Raw genomic sequence first — 24,336 nt, 5'->3', positions numbered from 1 at the left:
TCATCACTGAATGCGGTGGTTATGGGTCCCGGCTCCGTGCGCAATCGCGCACTCGGCCGGGACGACGTGTGGAAAGAGCGTCCTCCACTTCCCGTGCCGTCGGCATCGACGGCGCGGCCCCCATCCGTTGCACGCAAATCGAGGCGGCGGCGTTGGCGTAGGCCAGCGCGTCGCCGAGCGGCTTGCCGATGGCGAGCTGGGAGGCGAGGGCACCGACGAAGCAGTCGCCGGCGCCTGTGGTGTCGACGGCCTTGACCTCGCGCCCCGGCACCAGCAGCGGTTGGTCCTCGACCAGCGCCAGCACGCCGCGCTTGCCGAGCGTGACGCAGACGATCTTGCCATGCCCCAGGGTCCGCGCCGCCTCGGAGAAGCGCTCCGGCGCGTCGTTGTCCCGCAGCTCCGTTCCGGTCAGGAAGCCAAGCTCGGTCTCGTTGAGAACAAGGATGTCGACGAGATCGAGCAGCGCCCTGTCGGCCTGTTTCGCCGGGGCCGGATTGAGGATCGTGGTGGCGCCGGCGGCGCGGGCGCGCCTGAAGAACGCCGTGATCGTCGGCAGCGGGATCTCGAACTGGCTGACCGCGACGTCACCCTTGGCAAGTACGGGTGCCGCGACATCGTCGGCATCGACCAGCCCGTTGGCGCCCGGAACGACGACGATCATGTTGTCGGCATTGGCAAGCGTGATGATCGCCGTGCCCGAATGCGTGCCGGCCGTGTCCTTGACCAAGCTGAGATCGACGCCTTGCGCGGCAAGGAAGGTTCGCAGCTCCTTCCCGAACGCATCGGTGCCGAGCCGGCCGATCAGCGTGGTCGGTATGCCCTGCTTGGCCGATGCCACGGCCTGGTTGGCGCCCTTGCCGCCGGGAAAATAAAGTACGGCCTCGCCGGCGACGGTTTCGCCGACCCGCGGATGGCGCTCGGCGGTCGCCACCACGTCCATGTTGATGCTGCCGGCGACGAAGACCCGCCCCATGGCCTAACCTCGCCAACGCGCGATGATCGCGCTTTGGCTCCCTTGTTTGCGCATGATCTCCGCGCCAACGCGTTCCGCGTTTGTCGCGAGGAAAAACCACTTCACACTTTTCCGGATCATGCGATCGGCCCGGTCAGGCCTCGGTGCGAAACTCCTGCTTGACCGCCGCGATATCGGCGAGCGTCGGCAGGCCGGCCTCGTTGCCGAGCTTCTGGATCTTGAAGGTCGAAGCGGCGCGCGCGAACTTGAAATGCTCATGCCAGCCTTTGCTCGGGTTCGAAAGGTAAGAGTAGATGTAGGCGCCGTGGAAAACGTCGCCCGCGCCGTTGGTGTCGATCACCCGCTCGCGCGGGATCGGAAACGCCGGCAGCGTGCGCACCGTGCCCGCCTCGTCATACCAGAGCAGGCCGCGCTCGCCCATGGTGATGCCGCCGACCCGGCAGCCGCGGCTCTTCAGATACTCGAGCATCTGCTCCGGTGTCTTGTCCATCTGCTCGCACAGCCGCTCGGCGACGATCGCAACGTCGATGAACTCGAGCAGCTCATGGGTGTTGGTGCGCAGGCCGCCGCCGTCGAGCGAGGTCATGATGCCGTCCTCGCGGCAGAGCCTTGCGTAGTGGATCGCGGCGTCCGGCTGATGGCCGTCGATATGCAGCGCCCGGCAGCCCTTGATGTTCAGCAGCGGAAAGGGATGGATGTGCTGGTCGTCGCGGCAGCGGACAATCGCGCGCTTGCCGTCGTTGGGCATGATGAAGGACAACGAGGAGGAGTTGACCTTACGGGGATGGAACGAGATGCCGTACCTGTCGGCCATGTCCCAGAACATCCGCCCCAGCCAGTCATTGGCCATGGTGGCGATCAGGTCCGGCTGGATGCCGAGCTTGGCGCAGCAGAACGCCGCGGTCACCGCGTTGCCGCCGAACGACACCGCATAGGCGTCGGCGACGTGTTTTTCGTCGCCAACGGGCATGTGGTCGGTGATGAAGGTGACGTCGATATAGGTCTGTCCGATGAAGAGAGCCTGCATTCGCTTTCCGTCGTGGCTTGCTGTGGTCCCGGCCACCATCCAGACTAGAGCATTTTCGGTTCTGATTGAAATCAGAACCGAAGCTCTAGATTCAGGCATTTGCGCGTTTTCTTCACGCGAACCGGTGTCCACTTCGCTCGAAAACGTTTTGGCACCGCTGGTCGGCCGGTATCACTGAAATTATTCGCATCCCTGCTTGGTTTGCGGGTAGAGATGTGGCGGGCGAGCGGATCGAGGGCCGCTCTGGCATGCGGCATAACGGCCGGCCGCGGTCCACGGTTCCTGGTTGCACAGGGGAGAGCACAATGACGGCAGATTCGGGGAGGCCGCTTCCATGATCACCGGCCTCGATCACGTCGTCGTCCTGACCGGCGACATCACCTCGGCCAGCGCCGCCTATCAGACGCTGTTCGCGCGGGCGCCGGCCTGGCGCAACAGCGGCGACGGCGCGGACCGCGTGCTGTTCACGCTCGACAACACCACGCTGGAATCGATGGCGCCGCGTGGCGATGATGCCGCCGCGCAGCGTGTCCGCGGCGCGCTCGTGACCCAGGGCGAGGGGCTCGCGAGCCTCTGCTTCCGCACCAGCGATATCGCGAAAACACACCGTCGGCTGGAGCGGCTGACGCTGAAGCCCGAGCCGATCGCCGAGGTCGAGAGCCGCGACGAGACCACCGGCGCCACGCTGTCATGGAAGCGCACGCGCGCTGCGACCGATACGACGCGGGGCGTGCGCATGTTCTTCCTGGAAAGGGAGCAGGAACGGCCTCTGTCGGTGCGCACCACGCCCGGCTCGATCACCGCGATGGATCATGTGGTGGTCTCGACCGCCGATCCCGAGCGCGCCGCCGCGCTCTATGGCGCGCGGCTCGGGCTCGACATGGCGCTTGACCGGTCGCATCCCGAATGGGGCCGGCTGATGTTCTTCCGCTGCGGTGACCTCGTGGTCGAGGTCACGCACCGGCCGGGCAAAGCGGAGGCGGACGCGCCGGACCGGCTGCGCGGCATCTGCTGGCGCGTTACCGACATCGATGCCACCCGTGCGCGACTGATTGCCGCTGGCGTCGACGTCTCCGAGATTCGCACCGGCCGCAAGCCGGGCACGCGCGTGATGACGGTGCGCAACGGCACGTGCGGCGTGCCGACGCTTCTGGTGCAGCCTTCGCAGGGAAAACCAGACTAGGTCGGATTTCATCCGCGCGTCGTCTCGGCAACGTGCGCGGCGGGCAAATGAATTTCATTTGTCATTCCGGGGCGTGCGCAGCACGAACCCGGAATCCATCGAGCAACATGTTCCGTGGATGAATGGATTCCGGGCCCGCGCCAAATAGCGCGCCCTCAGGTGCGCAATTGCGCACCGGGGAATAACGAAAGCGGCAGCTGCGACAAATATTCCCGCGCGACCATCACAACAACATTCGTTCTCAAACGTCGCGTGTCATGCTACATTCATCAACCCAGCATCACGGGCGATCGATTTGGCCAAGGCAAAGCGAATACAGCGATGGCAGCGCGACCCTGCGGGGATGCGGCTGCGGATTCTCGAGGCGGCCAAGCAGGAATTCGCCGCCCATGGCCTCGCCGGCGCGCGGGTCGACCGCATCGCGGCCAATGCCGACGCCAACAAGCGCATGCTGTACTACCACGTCGGCAACAAGGAGGACCTCTATCTCGAGGTGCTGGAAGGTGCCTATGAGAAGATCCGCGCCGAGGAGCGTGCGCTCGATCTCGAGCACCTCGATCCGCCCGAGGCGATCGGGCGCCTGATCGACTTCACGTGGAACTACTTCCTGCGCAATCCCGAGTTCTTGGCATTGCTGAACACGGAAAACCTTGCCAAGGCAAAGCACCTGAAGCGCTCGACCAAGGTCAAGTCGATGCACTCGCCCTTTGTCGAGATGATCCGCACCGTGGTGACGCGCGGGGTCGAAAGCGGCGATTTCCGCGTCGCGGTCGATCCGGTGCAGCTCTATATCTCGATCGCCGGGCTGGCGTTCTTCTATCTCTCCAACAGCGCCACGCTGAGCGTGATCTTCGGCCGCGACCTGCTCAAGAAGGACGCCCGCGACGAGCGCCTCGAGCACATGACTGCGCTGGTGCTAGCGGCGCTGACCGGCAAGTCCACGGCCGCCTTTAGCGGCGCGATGCCAGTGCTGCGCGCGGCGGAACACCGGGTGGTGTGAACGCTGGCAGCCCGCAGCCCGGATGAGCGAAGCGACATCCGAGGAGCTGCATCCGGGGATAATCCGGTCCCGGATTTCGCTTCGCTCATCCGGGCTACAGAGCATTCAAGCCCAAAAAATCTCGCCTGACGAAAGTAGCGTGCTTCGCCGCGATTTTGCCGCGCGCGAGGGGCTGGACAGTATTTATCCAACGGGTTAATTTCGTCGCGAGCAGAAAGACTGCAAGAAAGACCGTGAGGGAGCGTGACGTGGCGGAGGCAAAAAGCCCTTCGGGCGTATCGAAGGTGCTGAACGCGGCGTGGCTGCGCCCGTTCCTGTTCCTGGTCGTCATCGTGGCCGCCTGGGACCTCGCGATCCGCCTGTTCCACATCCCGGCCTATCAGATCCCGTCGCCCGGCGACGTCGTCGCGGTGCTCTGGAGCGACTGGCCGGAGTTGCTGCGGCAGTCCTGGCCGACCACTTACGCAACGATCTGCGGCTTCCTGCTCTCGGCGCTGTTCGGCATTCCCACAGCGATGCTGATCGCGGGCTCGAAGACGGTCGAGAGCTACGTCTATCCGCTCCTGGTGTTCTCCCAATCGGTACCGAAGATCGCGATCGCGCCGCTGTTCGTGGTGTGGTTCGGCTTCGGCATCATCCCCAAGGTGATCTCCGCCTTCCTGCTCGGCTTCTTCCCGGTCGTGGTCTCCGCGGTGCAAGGCTTCAAGTCGGTCGACCCCGACATGGTCGATCTGGCGCGCGCGATGCAGGGCAGCCGCTTCCAGGTGTTCCGCGCGGTCAACCTGCCGCACGCGATGCCCGCGATCTTCTCCGGCCTGAAGGTCTCGGTGACGCTCGCCGTGGTCGGCGCCGTCGTCGGCGAGTTCGTCGGCTCGAATTCCGGCATCGGCTACGTGATGCAGCGCTCTATCGGCACCTTCGACCTGCCGACGATGTTTGCGGCGCTGGTGATCCTGGCGCTGCTCGGCGTCATCCTGTTCTGGATCGTCGACCGCATCGAGCGGCTGGTGATCCCTTGGCACGTCAGCCAGCGCGACGACATCAGTTTCGCTTCCTAGGAGCTTGTCTGGATAGTCGCTGTTCAAATCTGGTCGGGTCTGATTCAACATTGGGCGATGAGCAAGTATTTTCGGCCTTGGAACATCGATCAGACGCTGCTTCTGCCGCCGAATGTGCAGGACTTCGTGCCGAAAGGCCATGTCTCGCGGTTTATGGTTGATCTGGTGCGGGAGAGCCTCGATCTCAGGGAGATCATGGGCAGCTATGTGAGCGGGCTTGGGCAGCCGCCGTTTGATCCGCGGATGATGGTGGCGCTGCTGCTGCATAGCTATGCGAGTGGGCTGTATTCGTCGCGTCGGATTGCCAAGGCCTGCCGGGAGCGGAACGATTTTGTGATGATCGTGGCGCTGGATGCGCCGGATTTTCGGACGATCAGCGACTTTCGCAAGCGACATTTGAAGGCGCTCGGCGCGCTATTCGTGCAGGTTCTGAAGTTGTGCGAGACGGCCGGGCTGGTCAAGCTCGGTCATGTCGCGCTGGATGGTACGAAGATCAAGGCGAACGCGTCGAAACACAAGGCGATGAGTTATGAGCGCATGAAGAAGCGCGAGGCGGAATTGAAGGCCGAGGTCGCTCGCATGCTGGCGGCCGCCGAGGCGGCGGATGCCTCGGAGGATGAGACTTTCGGCAACAGCGACGAACTGCCGGACTGGACCGTCGACAAGCAGAAACGGCTGGCGAAGATCCAGCAAGCGATGGCGGCGCTGGAAGCGGACGCCAAACTGGCGGCGGAGGAAGAGCGCCGCATCGAGGCCGAAAAGGAACAGCAGCGCCAGGCCGAAGGCCGCAAGAAGCCGGGCAAACCGGCGGCGCTGCCATCGGAGGAACCCAATCCCAAGGCGCAACGCAACTTCACCGATCCGGAAAGCCGCATCATGAAGTCGAAGGATGGCTTCGTTCAGGCCTATAATGCCCAGGCGGCCGTCGATGCACATGCCCAGATCATTGTCGCGCAAGAACTGACCCAGCACGGCAGCGATCAGGGCCAGTTGGTGCCCCTGATCGAGGCCATCGAGAGCAATCTTGGCCGCAAGCCGCGGCAGGCCTCAGCGGATTCCGGCTACTGCAGCGAAGCCAATCTCGAAGCGCTCGACACACGCAGCATCGATGGCTATGTCGCGCCCGGACGCGCCAAGCACCCGACAGTAGCGAACGGAAAAGTCGGCGGCCCGCTGACACAGGCCATGCGAAAGAAGATCGACGATGGCGGCTTCGAAACACCCTACCGATTGCGAAAGCAAGTGGTGGAGCCGGTGTTCGGACAGATCAAACAGGCAAGAGGCTTCCGCCAGTTCCTGTTGCGGGGCATCGAGAAAGTGCGCGCCGAGTGGACAATGATCTGCACCGTCCATAACCTCCTCAAGCTGTTCAACCTCGCAAACGCAGCCTGAGCCTGCTACTCTACAACAAATGCCCGTCACGAAAACATATCTGGACGGGCTCCTAGCGCAGCAACCGGACAAGCGGCCCACGCAAGGGCCGCGGCACAATAAGGGGAGAACAATCATGAAGCGATTGATTGCGGTGGCCGGCGCCGCGCTGGCCTGGACCGCGCTTGCGGTGGCTCCGGTATCCGCGGCCGACAAGGTCGTGCTGATGCTGAACTGGTACGTCTATGGCGAGCACGCGCCGTTCTACTACGGCAAGGCCAAGGGCATCTATGCCGCCGAAGGCATCGACCTCGAGATCCAGGAAGGCCGCGGCTCAGCTGCGACCACGCAAGCCGTGGCCGCCAAGACCGCGGATTTCGGCTATGTCGATGTGCCGACGATGATGCGCGCGGCGGTGAAGGGCGCGCCTGTGATCGCCACCGGCGTGCTGCTGCAGACCAGCCCGATGTCGGCGATGAGCCTTGCCGACAAGAACATCCGGAAGCCCGAGGACATCAAGGGCAAGACGGTTGCGATCACGCCGGCGGATTCGATGACGCAGATCTGGCCGCTGTTCCTGAAGAAGACCGGCCTGAAGGAAAGCGACTTCCAGACCGTCGCCGGCGACGGCCAGACCAAGCTCAATGCGGTCATCAACGGCCAGGCCGATCTGCTGCCCGGCTACGTCATGGACCAGTCGATGAAGATCAAGGACGCCACGGCTAAGGACGTCTATCCGATCAAGTTCGCCGACTACGGCATCAACATGGTGTCGTCGGGTATCATCGCGAACTCCGACTATGTGAAGGCCAATGCCGATCTGGTCCGCCGCTTCATGTCGGCGACGACAAAGGCGGTGGAAGCCGCGGAGAAGGAGCCGAAGGCCGCCGCGCAGTCGATCCTCGACGCCAATCCGAAGGGCGGCAAGATCGACACGCTGACGCAAGGCTTCGAGCTGACGATCCCGCTCTATCGCACGCCGGAGACCAAGGCCAAGCGGCCGTTCCAGGTCACCGACCAGAACATGACCGAGTCGGTCAATCTGATGGTCGAGTATGGCGGCCTCGACGCCAAGGCCAAGGCCAATCCGAAGGCGTTCTACACCAACGACTATCTGCCGAAGGGTGACTCGTAAGCCATGAAATCGGCGATCAAGAGTGCTGCCGAGCAGCCCGCCGCGCATCTGCGCCTGGTATCGGACCGCGCGGCCGGCGCTGCGCCGGGCATCAAGCTCTCGGGAGTGTCGAAGACGTACCGGTCGCGCGACGGCGACGTGCCGTCGCTGCGGCCGCTCGACTTCACCATCAATGACGGTGAGTTCTTTGTCGTGGTCGGGCCGTCCGGCTGCGGCAAGTCCACGCTGCTCAAGATGATCTCGGGCCTGTTGCCGCCGACGACGGGCGAGGTGCTGGTCGACGGCGAGCCCGTGACCAGGCCGCACGGCAATGTCGGCATCGTGTTTCAGAACGCGCTGCTGCTGCCGTGGCGCAACATCCTCTCCAACGTGATGCTGCCGATCGACATGAAGCAGCTGCCCCGGGACAAATATCGCGCCCGTGCCAGGGAGCTCTTGAAGCTGGTCGGGCTCGAAGGTTTTGAGAAGAAGCTGCCGTGGCAGCTGTCCGGCGGCATGCAGCAGCGCGCCTCGATCTGCCGCGCGCTGGTGCACGATCCCAAGATCATGCTGATGGACGAGCCGTTCGGGGCGCTCGATGCCATGACGCGGGAGCGGATGAATGTCGAGCTGATGCGGATCCAGCGCGAGACCGGCAAGACCGTGCTCCTGATCACGCACTCGATTCCCGAGGCCGTGTTCCTCGCCGACCGCGTGCTCGTGATGACCGAGCGCCCCGGCGCGATCGCCGCGATCTACGACGTGCCGATGCCGCGGCCGCGCTCGCTCGACACGATGTCCGATCCTGTTTTCACCGAGCTGGTGCAGCGGATCCGGAAGCATTTCTTCACGCAAGGGACGCTGGACTAGGGCCAGACCGATCGATGCCGCTTCGCCTCGCCGTCAACGATATCGCCTTCTTCGAACGACCGCTGGTGTTCGCGCGGCCGTTCCGCTTTGGTGCCGTGACGATCACGGCGTCGACGCAAATGTTCGTGCGGGTCGAGATCGAGGTGGAGGGCAAGGGCCGGGCGACCGGCGCCAGCGCCGAAATGCTGGCGCCGAAATGGTTCGACAAGCGGCCGCATTTGACGGAAGCGCAGTCGCTCGACGGACTTCGCCGCTCACTTGCGAGTGCGCGCGAGCTCTATCTGGCGAACAAGGGTTTTGATACCGCGTTCGGCCTGCACGCCCGATGTATCGGCCCGCAGCTTGCGGCCTGTGCTGCAGAAGACATTCCGCCGCTCGCCGCCAGCTTTGGCCCGGCCGAGATCGACAAGGCGATCCTGGATGGGCTTCTGCGCGCGGCCGGCGTGAGCGTTTTCGATGGCATCGCCGGAAACATCGCCGGCATCGACGCGCGGTTGACGCCCGATCTCGATGATCGGGCAATCACGGGCTTCCTTTCGGCGCGCAATCGGCTCGATCGCGTCGCGGTCAGGCACACCGTCGGGATGGACGACAAGGTTGAAGGCGAGGGCGGCGTCGCCGACACCAACGAGAATGCCGGCGCGCGCTATTTCAAGCTCAAGCTGAACGGCGATCCCGCGCACGACGCGGCGCGGCTCGCGCGGATCGGCAACGAGCTCGCACGGCTGCCTTACGGCATCAAGGTCACGCTCGACGCTAACGAGCAGTATGCCGACCTCACCGCACTGAACGCGCTGGTCGACCGGCTCGACCATGACGTGGCGCTTCAGCCCATCGCCGCAAACCTGCTCTACATCGAGCAGCCGATGCCGCGCGATATCACAAAGACGTCGCCGCTCGGGGAGCTGGCTACACGCAGCTTCATTATCGACGAAGCCGACGATTCCTATGACGCGTTTCCGGCGGCGCGCGCGCTCGGCTATCGAGGCATCTCGTCGAAATCGTGCAAAGGCATCTACAAGTCGATCATCAACGCCACGCGCGCCGCTGCGTGGAGCGCGGACGACGCCGGGTATTTCATCAGCGGCGAGGACTTGACCTGCCAGGCCGGGCTTGGCGTGCAGCAGGACCTCGCGCTCGGCGCGCTGATCGGCGTCACCCACGCCGAACGCAACGGACACCACTATGTCGACGGCTTTGCCGACACGCCAGCGAACGAAGCGGATGCCTTCCTCACCGCGCATCCCGATCTCTACACCCGCGCGGGCGGCAAGGTCCGCCTCGCGATCCATGACGGCGATCTCCTGACGGGATCGATCGCTGCCGCACCGGGCTTTGCCAGTTCGGTCCATCCGGACTGGTCCATCATGCAGCCGCTCAAGCGGCCAACACCACGCGTTTCGCAGGAGCAGACAGCATGACGACAAAACGCCTCGGCCTGATCATGAACGGCGTCACCGGCCGGATGGGGCTGAACCAGCATCTGATCCGCTCGATCGTCGCGATCCGCGAGCAGGGCGGTGTGCAACTCGCGAACGGCGACCGCATCATGCCCGATCCGATCCTGGTCGGCCGCGACGCCGAGAAGGTCGCCGCATTGGCCAAGCGCTTCAGCATCGAACGTCATACCACCGACCTTGATCGCGCGCTGGCCGACAAGGGCGATACGGTGTTCTTCGACGCCGCGACCACGCAGGCACGGCCCTCGCTGCTGACCAGGGCGATCAATGCCGGCAAGCACGTCTATTGCGAGAAGCCGATCGCCACCAACCTCGAGGAAGCCGTTGCGGTCGTGAAGCTTGCGAACGCAAAAGGCCTCAAGCACGGCACGGTGCAGGACAAGCTGTTCCTGCCGGGCCTGAAGAAGCTCGCCTTCCTGCGCGACTCCGGTTTCTTCGGCCGCATGCTCTCGGTGCGCGGCGAGTTCGGCTACTGGGTGTTCGAGGGCGGCTGGCAGGAAGCGCAGCGGCCGTCCTGGAACTACCGCGCCGAGGACGGCGGCGGCATCATCCTGGATATGGTCTGCCACTGGCGCTACGTGCTCGACAATCTGTTCGGCGAAGTCGAGAGCGTGGTCTGCATCGGCACCACCGACATTCCCGAGCGTTATGACGAAAAGGGCAGGAAGTATCAGGCGACGGCCGACGATTCCGCCTACGCGACCTTCCGCCTGAAGGGCGGCGTGATCGCGCATATCAACATGAGCTGGGTAACGCGGGTCTATCGCGACGATCTCGTCACCTTCCAGGTCGACGGCACCCATGGCTCGGCGGTGGCGGGCCTGACCGACTGCGTGATCCAGGCCCGCCAGGCGACGCCGCGGCCGGTGTGGAATCCGGACGAGAAGCGGCTGCACGACTTCTATGCCGATTGGCAGAAGCTCCCTGAGAACGTCGTCTACGACAACGGGTTCAAGGAGCAGTGGGAGATGTTCATCCGCCATGTCTGCGAGGACGCGCCCTACAAATACACCCTGCTCGAAGGCGCCAAGGGCGTGCAGCTCGCCGAATGTGCGCTGAAGAGCTGGAAGGAGCGGCGCTGGATCGACGTCGCGCCGATCGTGGTCTGAGAAAGGACCCTGCCATGAACAAGCCAGTCCTGCCCAAGCCTGCCCTGACAAAGTCATCGCTGTCGCTGAAGCTGCCGACCGCTGATGGAGGCCTCGAGACTTATCGCCTGGCGGCGTCGCGGACCTTTCCGGCGAAGCTCGGGGGCACGCTGAACCGCGTCGCATTCTCGGCGGCGCATGTGGTGGCCGATCCGCGCGCCGACGTCGATCCATGGCTGTCGGCCGCGATCGACTGGGACAGGACGATCGCGTTCCGCGAGCACGTCTGGGATCTCGGCCTCGGCGTCGCCGAAGCCATGGACACTGCGCAGCGCGGCATGGGGCTGGATTGGGCGACCTCGCTCGAATTGATCCAGCGCTCGGTGAAGGCGGCGAAGGCCAAAGGCAACGCACTGGTGTTTTCCGGCGCCGGCACGGATCACCTCGCGGTGGAGAATGCAAAATCGATCGACGATGTGATCCGCGCCTATGAGGAGCAGATCGAGGCGGTGGAAAAGGCCGGCGGCCGTATCATCCTGATGGCCTCGCGCGCGCTGGCAAAGCTTGGGAAGAGCGCGGACGACTACGCGAAGGTCTATGACCGTGTGCTGGCGCAGGTCCGCGAGCCCGTGATCATCCATTGGCTCGGCGACATGTTCGATCCGGCGCTGACGGGCTACTGGGGCACCGCCGATCTCGACAAGGCGATGGATACGGCGGTCAAAATCATCAACGCCAGTGCGGCCAAGGTTGATGGCGTGAAAGTCTCGCTGCTCGACAAGCAGCGCGAGATCGACATGCGGCGGCGGCTCGACAGCAAAGTGAAGATGTATACCGGCGACGACTTCAACTATGCCGAACTGATCGCCGGCGACGACAGGGGATTTTCCCACGCGCTGCTCGGTATCTTCGATGCGATCGCACCGGCTGCGTCCTACGCGCTGTCGCGGCTGGCTGCGGGCGATGAGGCCGGCTTCCACGACGTGCTGGGACCCACGGTGCCGCTGTCGCGCCACATCTTCAAGGCGCCGACGCGGTTCTACAAGACCGGCATCGTGTTCATGGCTTACCTCAACGGCCACCAGGATCACTTCACGATGGTCGGCGGACAGGAGAGCGCGCGTTCGACCTTGCATCTCGCCGAGCTGTTCCGGCTCGCCGACAAGGCGGGGCTGCTCGCCAATCCGGAAGCCGCGACGCGCCGGATGGCGACGATCCTGGCGACGCGCGGCATCGACGCCTGATGCGCGATTTTTCCAGAGATCACCGCTGGCTGTCGCTGAACACGGCGACGGTCCGCAAGCAGGGCGACCTCACAGCCATCATCGAGGCCTGCGCGCGCCACGGCATCCGCGCCATCGATCCTTGGCGCGACCAGGTCGCCAGCGTCGGCCTCGATCGTGCCGTCCGCGCGGTCAAGGACGCCGGGCTCGATCTGTCAGGCTATTGCCGCGGCGGCATGTTTACCGCTGACGGCGCGCACCGCAGCGAGGCGCGCGACGACAACCGTCGGGCGGTCGATGAGGCAGCCGCGCTCGGCGCGCCCTGCATCGTGCTCGTCGCCGGCGGGCTGCCGCAATATTCCCGGCCGGGCAGCGTAGCGTCCAGGAATATCGCTGCGGCACGGTCGCAGGTCCATGACGGGATCGCCGAGATGCTCGAGTATGCAAAACAGGCAAAACTGCCGCTTGCGATCGAGCCGCTGCATCCGGCCTATGCCGCCGACCGCGCCTGCGTGAATACCACAAGGCACGCGCTCGATATCTGCGACGCGCTCGATCCTGGCCGCACCGGCGCGCTCGGCGTCGCGCTCGACGTCTATCACATCTGGTGGGATCCGGAGTTGATGAGTCAGATCGCGCGCGCCGGCAAGGATCGCCTGCTCGCGTTCCACGTCTGCGACTGGCTGGTGCCGACCAGGGACATCCTCAACGATCGCGGCATGATGGGCGACGGCGTGATCGACATCAGATCGGTGCGTGCGGCGGTCGAGGCGCAGGGCTTTGCCGGCTATTCGGAGATCGAGATCTTTTCGAATGACTGGTGGACGAAGCCGATGGATGTGGTCCTGACGACATGTATCGAGCGGCACCGCTCGGTGGTTTGACCCAACGAGAGGTTCAGTGGACAAGGCGAAGCGTGCCCGTTATTCCGGATGCTGCGGGTGTGAACGGCACTGGGGGCCGTTGAACTCCCCGGTCCGGACCTTCGGAGCACGACATGCGTTTGAGCGATTGCCACAATTTCCATGACTTCCGCGAGCTGGCGAGGCGGCGGCTTCCGGGGCCGATCTTCGATTATATCGACGGCGGGGCGGACGATGAGGCGACGCTTCGGCAGAACACCGCGAGCTTTGAGCATTGCGATCTGGTGCCCAATGTCCTGCGCGGCGTGGAGAACGTCGATCTCTCGGTCACCGTGATGGGACAGAAGCTTGCGACGCCGTTCTATTGTTCGCCAACTGCGCTGCAGCGTCTGTTCCATCATCAGGGCGAACGGGCCGTCGCCGCCGCGGCGGCGAAGTACGGGACGATGTTTGGCGTGTCCTCGCTCGGCACCGTGAGCCTGGAGGAATTGCGCAAGGCCTACGCTACGCCGCAGGTCTATCAGTTCTATTTCCACCGGGATCGGGGCCTGAACACGGCGATGATGCAGCGCGCCAAGCAGGCCGGCGTCGACGTGATGATGTTGACCGTCGACAGCATCACCGGCGGCAACCGCGAGCGCGACCTGCGCACCGGGTTTTCGATTCCTTTCAGGCTCACGCTCGGCGGTATGCTGCAATTCGCCATCAAGCCGGCGTGGGCCATCAACTACGTCACCCATGAAAGCTTCAAGCTGCCGCAACTCGACGAGCATGTCGACATGAGCGGCGGTGCCATGTCGATCGGGCGCTATTTCACGGAGATGCTCGATCCGGCCATGACATGGGACGACGTCGCGCAAATGGTCCGGCAGTGGAATGGCCAGTTTTGCCTGAAGGGCGTCATGTCGGTTGAAGATGCCAAGCGCGCGGTCGAGATCGGCTGCACCGGCATCATTCTGTCCAACCACGGCGGCCGGCAGCTCGACGGCTCGCGGGCGGCGTTCGATCAGCTGGCCGAGATCGTCGATGCCGTGGGCGACCGGATCGATGTGATGATGGACGGCGGCATCAAGCGGGGCAGCCATGTGCTGAAAGCACTGTCGCTGGGTGCCAAGGCCGTCGGCCTCGGACGCTTCTATCTCTATCCGCTGGCATCGGCCGGCCAGGCCGGAGTCGAGCGGGCGCTTGGTCTGTTGCAGGCGGAGCTGGTGCGGGACATGCGGCTGATGGGGTGTTCCTCGATCAGCCAGCTCTCCCGCGCAAATCTGCGGTTCAGATAGCCGCCCACCTCGCCGTCACGAAAGGTCCTGCGTCAACGCGGCGCCGATCTGCTCCAGTGCCCAATCGACCTGATCGGGCGTAATCACCAGCGGCGGGGCGATGCGGATGGTGTGGTCATGGGTGTCCTTGGCAAGGATGCCTTTCTCGCGCAGCACCTCGCAATAGCGCCGGGCAGGGCCGGCCTCGGGGTGAAGCTCGACCGCGAGCATCAGCCCGCGACCGCGCACCTCGCTGATGGTGTTGGCACGGATGCTTCGCAGGCCTTCGAGGAAGCGCGCACCCTGGGCGGCCGCGTTCTCGATCATCCCTTCGTCGACCAGCACGCGGAGCGCCGCGCGTGCCACCGCGCAGGCGAGCGGATTGCCGCCGAAGGTCGAGCCGTGCTGACCGGGCTTCAGTGTGCCGAGGACTTCGTTGTTGGAGAGCACCGCGGAGACCGGGTAGAAGCCGCCGGACAGCGCCTTGCCGAGCAGCGTCACGTCGGCCTCGACGCCCTCGTGCTGTTCCGCCAGCAGTTTGCCGGTGCGGCCGAGCCCGGTCTGGATCTCGTCGAGGATCAGCATGATGTTATTGCCAGTGCAGAGTTCGCGGACCCGGGTGAAATAGCCTGACGGCGGGATGATGACGCCGGCTTCGCCCTGGATCGGCTCGACCAGGAACGCGACCGTGTTCGGCGTGATCGCATCCTCCAGTGCCCCGGCATCGCCGAAGGGAATGATCTTGAAGCCCGGCGCAAACGGTCCGAAATGCGCGCGTGTGTCCGGATCGGTGCTGAAGCCGACGATCGCAAGCGTGCGTCCGTGGAAATTGTCGGCGCAGACGATGATCTCGGCCTCGCCATCAGGCACGCCCTTGACCTCGTAGCCCCATTTGCGCACCGACTTGATCGCACTCTCCACGGCCTCGGCGCCGCTGTTCATCGGCAGGACCTTGTGGGAGCCGGTCAGCTCGGCGAGTTCCTCGTAGAACGGGGCGAGCTGGTCGTTGTGGAAGGCACGCGAGGTCAGTGTCAGCCGGCCGGCCTGTTCCACCATGGCGGCAAGGATTTTTGGATGGCAATGGCCTTGATTGACCGCCGAATAGGCCGACAGGCAATCGAGGTAGCGCTTGCCATCGGTGTCCCAAACCCAGACGCCTTCGCCGCGCGACAGCACGACGCCGAGCGGCGCGTAGTTCTGGGCGCCAAACTGCGCTTCCCTTGCGATGAAATCGGTGACTGGCGGACGCATGTCTCGTCACTCCAGTTGTGCCGGCACCACGGAGGTGCCGTCCTGCACCTTATCACTGATTTGGGTATCGGCTGGCGCGGCTTAAAGGATTGCTGTGGACCAAATTCGGTCCATCCTGGTGGCGTTGCGCGTCAGTCCTGATCGCGGTGCGCGATCTCGAGGGTGACGAGCCGCGCCAGCAGCGTCGCGGGATAGAGCTGGCCGAAGATCGCCTCGACATTGCACAGGCTGCGCGCGATCGGGTGCAGCGGCGCCACGTCGCCATAGCCGGTCGTCGTCAGCGTGGCGAAGGAGAAATAAATCAGCTGGCTCGCGAGCGACGGGCGGTCCTCGACCTTCATGCCGGCAAACGCATCCGGCACCAGCGTGCCGATGAAGGTGAAGAGCGCCGCGAAGATCACCGCGACCGTGAGATAAAGCAGCACCGCGCCGATCACCCGGTGATAGGTGACGCGTCCCGGCGCGAAGGTCGCCTGCGCGACCGTCACCGCCATCGTGATGCCGACCAAAAGCCAGGCGCCGGCGAACAGATTAAGGTCGAGGATCGAAGGCGAGCGAAGCCGGAGGATCGCGCCGGTCACGATCATCGCAAGCGCGACCAGCATCGTGACGACGGCAAGTGCGCTGCCCGACATCACGAACACGCCGCCGACCAGGAAGACGGCGAGCAGCAGCTCGAATACCTGAAACTCGAACAGGCCGAGCGCCTGCAACGGCGCCACCACAAACATCATGACCAGCAGGAGGACGGTCAGCACTGTCAGCAGCGAATCGCCCCAGCGATCGCGGATTTGCCTTGTCGTCATCGGATCACGCGTCGCGCCGGCATGGCACGCTGAGGAAGCCGCGGAAGCGCACCCGTCCGCCCCGCACCGGCTCGCCGTCGAGCACATAGTTCGGCAAACGCTTGAGGAATCGCGAGATCGCGATGGCGCCTTCGAGGCGCGCCAGCGCCATGCCCGCGCATTGATGCGCGCCGGTGCCGAAGGCGAGATGGCGGTTCGGCGTGCGCGCGACGTCGAAGCGTTCTGGGTCGGGGAATTGCGCGGGGTCGCGGTTGGCGGCGCCGATGCACAGCGTGACCAGCGTGCCGGCCGGCAGCTTGATGCCGCCGAGCTCGGTCTCCTCGACGATCATGCGGTTGCCGAGCTGGTTCGAGCTTTCGTAGCGCAGCATCTCCTCGACCGCGGTCTTGATCAGCTCGGGCCGCGCGATCAGCCGCTGCTTCTCGTCGGGGTATTGGGTCAGCGTCACCAGCCCGTTGCCGATCAGATTGGTCGTGGTCTCGTGGCCGGCGTTGAGCAGGAAGATGCAATTGTGCAGCAATTCCTTCGCGGTCAGCCGCTCGCCATTGTCCTCACCCTGGATCAGCCGGGTCAGCACGTCGCGCTCGGGATTGCCTGGCTTCAAACGGCGGCGTTCGACCAGGGTTTCGAGATAGGCGAGGAAATCCTTGACCGCATTATTGCCGCGGTCGAACGCCTCCTTGCCGATCACCGGCTCCAGCGCCCCCAAGATCGCCAGCGACCAGTCGCGCAGCCGCTCGCGTTCGTCGTGCGGCACGTCGAGCAGATTGCCGATCACCTCGACCGGGATCGCCGACGCGAAGTCGCCGATCAGCTCGAAACGCTCTTTGGTCTCGATCCGGTCGAGCAGGCTGTCGACCAGCGCGATCAGGTCCGGCTCCATGCCGGCGATCGCCCGCGGCGACAATGCGCCCATGATCAACCGCCGCACGCGGGTGTGCGCCGGCGGATCGTTGAAGACGAGGCTCGTCGTGTGGTGCTCATAGAGCAGCGAGTTGCCGTATTTCGGCAGGAACTCCTTCTTCTTGTCGGAGGAGAACGCCTTGGTGTTCTTGTAGGCGGCGATCAGGTCGTCGTAGCGGGTGAGAAAGTAGCAGCCGTTCGGCAGCCGCTTGACCGGCGCAGTCTCGCGCAGCGCCCGATAGGTCGGGTAGGGATTGGCGTAGAAGTCTGGCGTCAGCTTCTCCAGGTTGAAACCGTCAGCCAGCTCTCGCGCGTGCCCGTCCATGGCGGATATCCAACCCTTATTAGTTTCACTTGCAACTATCGTAAGCCGCAGGCGGCGACCGCGCAACACAATTTGCAGGCCGCGGGAACAGCGCGGCGGGCGCGATCCGATGCGAGTAAATCGCAGAGCCATATGCGGTTTTGCGCTTTGATGAAGCGCGCGCGCCCCACTACAGTCGCGGCCAAACAATAGAGACCGGAAACGCCGATGCATGCCCGTGCCGAGACCGCGGCCTCCTGGCCCGAGGAGATTTTCTCGATATTGCAGCGCTTCGAGGTGCGCCAGGTGCCTTACGTGCCGGACGCCGGGCATTCGGAGCTGATCGAGCGCGTGCTGGGCTCGTCCTCGATGCGCGGCATTGCGCTGACCACCGAGGAGGAGGGCGTGGCGCTGCTCGCAGGCGCCTGGGCCGGCGGCCAGCGCGGCGTGCTGCTGATGCAGTCGAGCGGGGTCGGCAATTGCATCAACATGCTGTCGCTGGTGCAGATCTTCCGCTTGCCGTTCCTCACGCTGGTGACGATGCGCGGCGAATGGGGCGAGTTCAATCCGTGGCAGGTGCCGATGGGTTCGAACACCCAAGGCATTCTCGAATTGTCGGGGATCAAGGTGCTGCGCGCCTCGCATCCTGATGAGGTGCGCGAAGTCGTCGAGGCCGGCGCCGCGCAAGCGTACAACGCCTGCACGCCAACCGCCGTGCTGCTGTCGCAGCGCCTGATCGGGGCAAAGGTCTTTACCAAATGAGCAAAGCCAATCTCCTCGACCGCCGCGCCGTCGTTTCCGAGCTGCTGAGGAATCGCAACGGCGCGTTCGCCGTCGGCGGCCTCGGCGCTTCCACCTATGACATCGCCGCCGCCGGCGACCATGACCGCAACTTCTATCTCTGGGGCGGCATGGGTGGCGCCGTGATGATCGGGCTCGGCCTGGCGCTGGCCCAGCCGACGCTGCCGGTCGTCGTGATCACCGGCGATGGCGAGATGCTGATGGGGATGGGGAGCCTCGCGACCGTCGGCCTGCAACAGCCCAAAAACCTCTCGATCATCGTGCTGGACAACGAGGCCTATGGCGAGACCGGCGGCCAGTCCAGCCATACCGGCGGGCCCGCCGACCTCGTCGGTGTTGCCAAAGCCTGCGGAATCGGGGATAGCCGTTCGATCAGCACGATGGCCGAGGTCGAGGCTTTTTCTTCGACTTTGCAAGATGTTACGGCGGGGCCGCGGTTCGCCAGCGCGAAGATCGACGGGGCCAACCTGGAACGCGTGCTGTCCAGCCGGGACGGCACCTACATCGTCAACCGCATCCGCGGGTCTGTCGGCCACACTCCAATTTAAAGTGGCTTTCGCGGTGCAATAGAACCTTGACTTTTGGTAAAGTGAGTGATTACTCACGACCCAAATGTCTACCTTACGCATGACGAGTGACTTGCGGCGTCAGTTGATCCTGAGCGCTGCCAAGCGATGCTTCGCCCGGAACGGCTTTGCCGGCACCACGACAAAGAGCGTGGCGGCCGCGGCTGCCATTTCGGAAGGGCTGTTGTTCAAGCACTTCCCGTCGAAGGCGGCGCTCTACGCCGAAATCCTTGCCGAAGAGTGCGAGGCCGATCCCGACCTCGCGCATCTGCTCGGCCAGGAGCCGTCGACCGCGACGCTGGTCGAACTGGTGCAGGGCATGGTCGGCCACTTCATGCAACTGCGGGATGCGCCGGACCAGGAAGAGGCGCAGCGGATGCGGCTGATGGTGACGAGCCATCTCGATGACGGCGAGTTTGCGCGCCTGCTCTACGACAAGGTCGGCAAGCTGATCGGTCCGACCTTCGCCGCCTCGCTCGAACGGGCGATCGCTGCCGGCGACGCCACGCAGATCGGCGACCAGCTGCTCAACCTGTTCTGGTTTGCGCACCACACCGTGCTTATGAGCGCGTTGACGCAGCTGCCTGCGACACCGTGTCTCCCCTACGGCGATGCCGCCGCGGCCGAGCGGCAGCTTTGCCAATTCATCCTTCGCGGCATCGGACTTACCGAGGCCGCAATCTCAACTCATTTGGGCCGCCAGCCATCGCCGATCGCAGGACCGTCGGTAACTGCAGAAAGTGCATGACATGAATATCCAGACCGAAAGTCACATCTCGGGACAACCGCTCAAGGAAAAACAGGCCAAGCGCCCCGTCCGCATGGTGCGCTGGTTCTTCATCGTAGGCCTGTTGCTGGTTCTGCTGGTCGGCGCGCTGGTCGGCTTCAACGCCTTCCGCAGCCACATGATCGCGCAGTTCTTCGCCAACAATAAGCCGCCGCCGTCGAACGTGACCGCCGTCGAGGCGAAGTCCGAGGTGATTCCGAACCTGTTGAGTGCGGTCGGCGATCTCGTCGCCGTGCACCAGGTCAACGTCACCACCGACGTGTCGGGCCGCATCACCGAGATTCTGTTCACCGCCGGCAGCCATGTGAAGGCGGGGACGCCGCTGGTGCAGCTGTTCGATGCGCCTGAGCAGGGCGACCTCGCCAGCTTCAAGGCGCAGGCGACCGTCGGCGAGCAGCAGCTCGACCGCGCCAAGCAACTCGCGTCACGCCAGTTCGGACCGCAGTCGACCGTCGACACCGCGCAGGCGACCTACGACCAGGCCAAGGCGGGCATCGCCAGGACCGAAGCGCTGATCTCGCAGAAGCTGGTGCGCGCGCCGTTCGAAGGCGATCTCGGCGTTCGCCAGGTCGAAGTCGGCCAGTATCTGACGGCCGGCACGCAGATCGTGTCGCTCACCGATCTGTCGGTGCTGTACGCCAACCTGACCGTGACCGAGAAGCAGAGCTCGCAGATCAAGGTCGGCCAGACCGTGCGGATCGCGGTCGATGCCTATCCGGGCCGCACCTTCGAGGGCAAGCTCACGACCATCGAGCCGCAGATCTCGACCGACACCCGCAACATCCGGGTCCAGGCCACGATCCAGAATCCGGACAGCATCCTCAAGCCCGGCATGTTCGCGACCACCACGATCGTGCTGCCCGAGAAGCCGCCGGTCGTCACTGTCCCTGAGACGGCGGTCGACTACACGCTGTACGGCGACTCGGTGTTCCTGATCACCGAGAAGAAGGGCGACGACGGCAAGACCACGCTGACCGCGGACCGCACCTTCGTGAAGACCGGCAACCGTGTCGAGGGTCGCGTCGAGATCCTCAAGGGTCTCAAGGCCGGAGACAAGGTCGTCGCCGTCGGGCAGATCAAGTTGCAGTCGGGCATGGCGGTCGCGATCTCGACCGATCCGCCGCCGCCGATTCCGGCCGAGCCGCCGCGCTACTGATCTCCATTATCTGAACTCGGAGGGCCGATTGGCCCTCCGTCCCATGCCGCAACCGGCAGACAACACGAATCGAGTTGGCGATGGCCTTCACTGATATTTTCATCAAGCGCCCGGTGCTGTCGGTCGTCGTCAGCCTGCTGATCCTGCTGATCGGCTTGCGCGCGGCGATGGTGCTGCCGATCCGGCAATATCCGAATCTCTCGAACACCGTGGTGACGATCACCACGTCATATCCCGGTGCGTCGCCGGAGTTGATCAACGGCTTCATCACCACGCCGATCGAGCAGGCCGTCGCTTCGGCTGAGGGCGTCGACTACATGACGTCGAACTCGGTGCTCGGCACCTCGACGATTCAGGTCTACGTCAAGCTCAACCACGATCCGAACCAGGCGCTGACCGAGGTGCTCGCCAAGGTCAACTCGGTCAAATATTTGATCCCGAAGGAAGCGTTCGATCCTGTCGTGAGCAAGGCGACCGGTGACACCATCGCGGTGATGTATCTCGGCTTCTCCAGCGAAGAGCTGACCGGATCGGCGATCTCCGACTATCTGACCCGCGTCGTGCAGCCGGTGCTCTCGACGGTCGACGGCGTCGCCTCGGCCGACATCCTGGGCGGCCAGACCTTCGCGATGCGCGTCTGGCTCGATCCGACCCGCATGGCCGGACGCGGCGTGTCGCCCAACGACGTTGCCGCCGCAATCGCCGCCAACAACTTCCAGGCGGCTGCCGGCCAGACCAAGGGCTTCTTCATCGTCTCCAACGTCTCGGCCAATACCGACCTTCAGAACATCGATCAGTTCAAGCGCATGATCGTGAAGTCGAAGGACGGCGGGTTCGTGCGTATCGAGGACATCGCGACGGTGGAACTCGCGGCGCAGAGCACGGATGCCAGCGTCGCCTTCAACGGCGAGCATGCGATCTTCATCGGCATCAAGGCGACGCCGCAGGGCAACCCGCTGACCCTGGTGCAGGGCGTGCGGGCGCTGTTTCCCAGCCTCGAGCGCAACCTGCCGCCGTCGATGAAGATGAAGGTGGCCTATGACTCCACCAAGTTCATCCAATCGTCGATCGACGAGGTCGAGAAGACGCTCACCGAAGCGGTCCTGATCGTCGTCGTCGTGATCTTCCTGTTCCTGGCGTCGCTTCGCTCGGTGATCATCCCCGTCGTCACCATTCCGCTGTCGCTGATCGGCGTCTGCATCCTGATGCTGGCCGCAGGCTTCAGCTTCAACCTGCTGACGCTGCTGGCGATGGTGCTGGCAATCGGCCTCGTGGTCGACGACGCCATCGTGGTGGTGGAGAACATCCATCGACATCTCGAGGAGGGCCTGCCACCGGTGCAGGCATCGCTGAAAGGTGCCCGCGAGATCGTCGGCCCGGTCGTCTCGATGACGATCACGCTGGCGGCGGTGTACGCGCCGATCGGCTTCCTTGGCGGCGTGACCGGTACGCTGTTCCGCGAATTCGCCTTCACGCTGGCGGGCTCGGTGATTGTGTCGGGCGTGATCGCGCTGACGCTGTCGCCGATGATGTGCTCGGTGTTCCTCAAGAGTGCGGAAGAGGGGCGTTTCGCCAAGCTGGTCAATCGCGTGTTCGGCGCGATCACTCGCGGCTATGGCCGTCTGCTCGACCGCTCGCTCGACTATCGCCCGATCACGGCGCTGTTCGCCCTCACCATCCTCGGCCTGGTCGGCTTCCTCTATATGCATATCCAGAAGGAGCTAGCGCCGCAGGAAGACCAGGGCATCGTGTTCGCGATCACCAAGGCGCCGAAATACGCCAACATCGACTACATCGATTTCTACAGCGACAAGATGGACAAGGAGTTCCAGAAGTTCCCCGAGACCGACCTGCGGTTCATCCTGAACGGCATCACCGGTCCGCAGGGCGGCTTCGCCGGCGCACTGCTTAAGCCGTGGGACGAGCGCAAGCGGAGTGCGCAGGCGCTACAGCCGTTAATGCAGGCCGAGCTGTCCAAGATCGAGGGTGTCAGCGCGTTCGCGTTCAGCCTGCCGCCGCTGCCCGGCGGACCCGGCGGTCTGCCGGTGCAGATGGTGATCAGCTCGACGGCCGGCTTCCAGCAGGTGTTCGACCAGATGAACAAGCTCAAGGATGCCGCGCGCAAGAGCGGCCTGTTCATCGTCACCGACAGCGATCTCGACTTCAACCAGCCGGTGGTCCGGGTGAAGGTCGATCGTTCCAAGGCGAGCGACCTCGGCATCACAATGCAGTCGATCGGCGGCGCGCTGGCGACGCTGCTCGGCGGCAACTACGTCAACCGCTTCAACCTGGAAGGACGCTCCTATCAGGTGATCCCGCAGGTGCCGCGCGCCAGCCGGCTCGCGCCGGAATCGTTCGACAACTACTACGTCCCGACCGCGACCGGGCAGCTGGTGCGGCTGTCGACCGTGGTTACGGTCGAGACCGGTGTCGATCCGAACGCGCTGACTCACTACAACCAGCTCAACTCGTCGACCTTCCAGGCCGTGCCGATGCCCGGCGTCTCGATGGGGCAGGCGGTGGAGTTCCTGCAGGGTGAAGCCAAGAAGCTGCCGTCCGGCTTCACCTACGACTTCCTGGCCGACTCCCGGCAATACGTCCATGAAGGCAACCAGCTGCTGGTCACCTTCGCGTTCGCCATCATCATCATCTTCCTGGTGCTGGCGGCGCAGTTCGAGAGCCTGCGCGATCCGTTCGTGATCATGATCTCCGTGCCGATGGCGATCGTCGGCGCCTTGATCCCGCTGTTCTTCGGCGTCGCCACCATGAACATCTACACCCAGGTCGGCCTGCTGACGCTGGTCGGACTGATCACCAAGCACGGCATCCTGATGGTGGAGTTCGCCAACGAACTGCAGCTCAACGAGGGACTGGACCGCCGCTCGGCGATCGAGATGGCGGCCCGGATTCGTCTGCGTCCGATCCTGATGACGACGGCGGCCATGGTCACCGGCCTGCTGCCGCTGCTCACCGCATCGGGCGCGGGCGCCGCCAGCCGCTTCTCGATCGGGCTCGTGGTCGTCACCGGCATGACGATTGGCACGCTGTTTACCCTGTTCGTGCTGCCGATGGTCTACACGGTGATCGCGACCGACCACCAGGCCGCGGCCCGTTCCGACCGCGCCAAGCAGATCGCCGACTACGAGCTCGGCGGTGGCAGTGCGCTCAAACCGACCTGAGCCCTCCAAGCTCATGCTCGCAGGAGAGGCGGCACTGGCGAAAGCCACTGCCGCCTTTTCTTTGTCCTGTGACGGGCCTTGCCGACGGGGGCGC

The 24,336-nt window shown here is 64.4% G+C and carries 21 protein-coding genes; 16 read left to right on the top strand and 5 right to left on the bottom strand.

Annotated elements, in window-relative coordinates; all coding sequences use genetic code 11:
- Positions 1-19: 19 nt before the first annotated feature.
- Together rbsK and HAP54_RS45210 are read right to left on the bottom strand one after the other, a co-directional pair.
- Complete coding sequence (rbsK, locus tag HAP54_RS45215; RefSeq protein WP_166297862.1) at positions 20-973, bottom strand: ribokinase; 954 nt, start codon at positions 971-973, stop codon at positions 20-22.
- Between the two features lie 133 nt (positions 974-1,106).
- A complete protein-coding gene (locus HAP54_RS45210; protein ID WP_166297861.1) occupies positions 1,107-2,000 on the bottom strand; it encodes a sugar kinase in 894 nt (297 codons plus the stop codon).
- Positions 2,001-2,334: 334 nt separating this feature from the next.
- Between HAP54_RS45210 and HAP54_RS45205 the strand changes: the two genes are divergently transcribed.
- The 11 genes from HAP54_RS45205 (at position 2,335) to HAP54_RS45155 (ending at position 14,510) form a co-directional block, all read left to right on the top strand.
- The gene (locus HAP54_RS45205) at positions 2,335-3,183 is read left to right on the top strand and encodes a VOC family protein (protein ID WP_166297860.1); all 849 of its coding nucleotides are present in this window, start codon (positions 2,335-2,337) and stop codon (positions 3,181-3,183) included.
- Between the two features lie 343 nt (positions 3,184-3,526).
- Positions 3,527-4,183, top strand: a complete 657-nt coding sequence (locus HAP54_RS45200) for a TetR/AcrR family transcriptional regulator (protein ID WP_166307074.1) — start codon at positions 3,527-3,529, stop codon at positions 4,181-4,183.
- A 248-nt stretch (positions 4,184-4,431) separates the two neighbouring features.
- Positions 4,432-5,241, top strand: coding sequence for an ABC transporter permease (locus tag HAP54_RS45195; protein WP_029078113.1), 810 nt, complete (start codon positions 4,432-4,434; stop codon positions 5,239-5,241).
- Between the two features lie 57 nt (positions 5,242-5,298).
- Entirely contained in the window at positions 5,299-6,633 is a 1,335-nt protein-coding gene (locus HAP54_RS45190; RefSeq protein ID WP_166202952.1) for an IS1182 family transposase, read from the top strand.
- A gap of 115 nt (positions 6,634-6,748) precedes the next feature.
- Positions 6,749-7,747, top strand: coding sequence for an ABC transporter substrate-binding protein (locus HAP54_RS45185; RefSeq protein ID WP_166297859.1), 999 nt, complete (start codon positions 6,749-6,751; stop codon positions 7,745-7,747).
- A 3-nt stretch (positions 7,748-7,750) separates the two neighbouring features.
- A complete protein-coding gene (locus tag HAP54_RS45180; RefSeq protein ID WP_166297858.1) occupies positions 7,751-8,596 on the top strand; it encodes an ABC transporter ATP-binding protein in 846 nt (281 codons plus the stop codon).
- A 14-nt stretch (positions 8,597-8,610) separates the two neighbouring features.
- A complete protein-coding gene (locus HAP54_RS45175) occupies positions 8,611-10,017 on the top strand; it encodes a hypothetical protein (protein ID WP_166297857.1) in 1,407 nt (468 codons plus the stop codon).
- A complete protein-coding gene (locus tag HAP54_RS45170; RefSeq protein WP_166297856.1) occupies positions 10,014-11,165 on the top strand; it encodes a Gfo/Idh/MocA family protein in 1,152 nt (383 codons plus the stop codon). Before HAP54_RS45175 ends, HAP54_RS45170 begins: the two co-directional genes overlap by 4 nt.
- A 14-nt stretch (positions 11,166-11,179) precedes the next feature.
- Positions 11,180-12,388 (top strand): dihydrodipicolinate synthase family protein, encoded by a 1,209-nt coding sequence (locus HAP54_RS45165; RefSeq protein ID WP_166297855.1) that lies wholly within the window; start codon positions 11,180-11,182, stop codon positions 12,386-12,388.
- Positions 12,388-13,251, top strand: coding sequence for a sugar phosphate isomerase/epimerase family protein (locus HAP54_RS45160; protein ID WP_166297854.1), 864 nt, complete (start codon positions 12,388-12,390; stop codon positions 13,249-13,251). Before HAP54_RS45165 ends, HAP54_RS45160 begins: the two co-directional genes overlap by 1 nt.
- 113 nt (positions 13,252-13,364) lie before the next feature.
- The gene (locus HAP54_RS45155) at positions 13,365-14,510 is read left to right on the top strand and encodes an alpha-hydroxy acid oxidase (RefSeq protein WP_166297853.1); all 1,146 of its coding nucleotides are present in this window, start codon (positions 13,365-13,367) and stop codon (positions 14,508-14,510) included.
- A 15-nt stretch (positions 14,511-14,525) separates the two neighbouring features.
- On the opposite strand, the gene rocD is transcribed toward HAP54_RS45155, so the two are convergent.
- From rocD to HAP54_RS45140, 3 genes are all read right to left on the bottom strand, one after another.
- Entirely contained in the window at positions 14,526-15,740 is a 1,215-nt protein-coding gene (gene rocD / locus HAP54_RS45150) for an ornithine--oxo-acid transaminase (RefSeq protein ID WP_166297852.1), read from the bottom strand.
- A 131-nt stretch (positions 15,741-15,871) separates the two neighbouring features.
- Positions 15,872-16,546, bottom strand: coding sequence for a potassium channel family protein (locus tag HAP54_RS45145; protein WP_166297851.1), 675 nt, complete (start codon positions 16,544-16,546; stop codon positions 15,872-15,874).
- A gap of 4 nt (positions 16,547-16,550) precedes the next feature.
- Positions 16,551-17,774, bottom strand: a complete 1,224-nt coding sequence (locus HAP54_RS45140) for a cytochrome P450 (protein WP_166297850.1) — start codon at positions 17,772-17,774, stop codon at positions 16,551-16,553.
- 207 nt (positions 17,775-17,981) lie between these two features.
- On the opposite strand from HAP54_RS45140, the gene HAP54_RS45135 reads away from it, so the two are divergent.
- The 5 genes from HAP54_RS45135 (at position 17,982) to HAP54_RS45115 (ending at position 24,242) form a co-directional block, all read left to right on the top strand.
- The gene (locus tag HAP54_RS45135; RefSeq protein ID WP_029078102.1) at positions 17,982-18,515 is read left to right on the top strand and encodes a thiamine pyrophosphate-binding protein; all 534 of its coding nucleotides are present in this window, start codon (positions 17,982-17,984) and stop codon (positions 18,513-18,515) included.
- Entirely contained in the window at positions 18,512-19,102 is a 591-nt protein-coding gene (locus HAP54_RS45130) for a thiamine pyrophosphate-dependent enzyme (RefSeq protein WP_166297849.1), read from the top strand. The genes HAP54_RS45135 and HAP54_RS45130 overlap by 4 nt, the downstream gene beginning before the upstream one ends.
- A 64-nt stretch (positions 19,103-19,166) precedes the next feature.
- Positions 19,167-19,868 (top strand): TetR/AcrR family transcriptional regulator, encoded by a 702-nt coding sequence (locus tag HAP54_RS45125; RefSeq protein ID WP_166297848.1) that lies wholly within the window; start codon positions 19,167-19,169, stop codon positions 19,866-19,868.
- Between the two features lies 1 nt (position 19,869).
- On the top strand, positions 19,870-21,063 hold the full coding sequence (locus HAP54_RS45120) for an efflux RND transporter periplasmic adaptor subunit (protein WP_166297847.1): 1,194 nt from the start codon (positions 19,870-19,872) through the stop codon (positions 21,061-21,063).
- A gap of 80 nt (positions 21,064-21,143) precedes the next feature.
- Positions 21,144-24,242, top strand: a complete 3,099-nt coding sequence (locus tag HAP54_RS45115) for a multidrug efflux RND transporter permease subunit (protein ID WP_166297846.1) — start codon at positions 21,144-21,146, stop codon at positions 24,240-24,242.
- Positions 24,243-24,336 lie beyond the last annotated feature (94 nt).

The sequence above is a fragment of the Bradyrhizobium sp. 2S1 genome (assembly GCF_011516625.5).
GTDB classification, from domain to species: domain Bacteria; phylum Pseudomonadota; class Alphaproteobacteria; order Rhizobiales; family Xanthobacteraceae; genus Bradyrhizobium; species Bradyrhizobium septentrionale.
The sequence above is the reverse complement of the archived record's forward strand: the minus strand, read 5'-3'. Positions and strand labels throughout refer to the sequence as shown.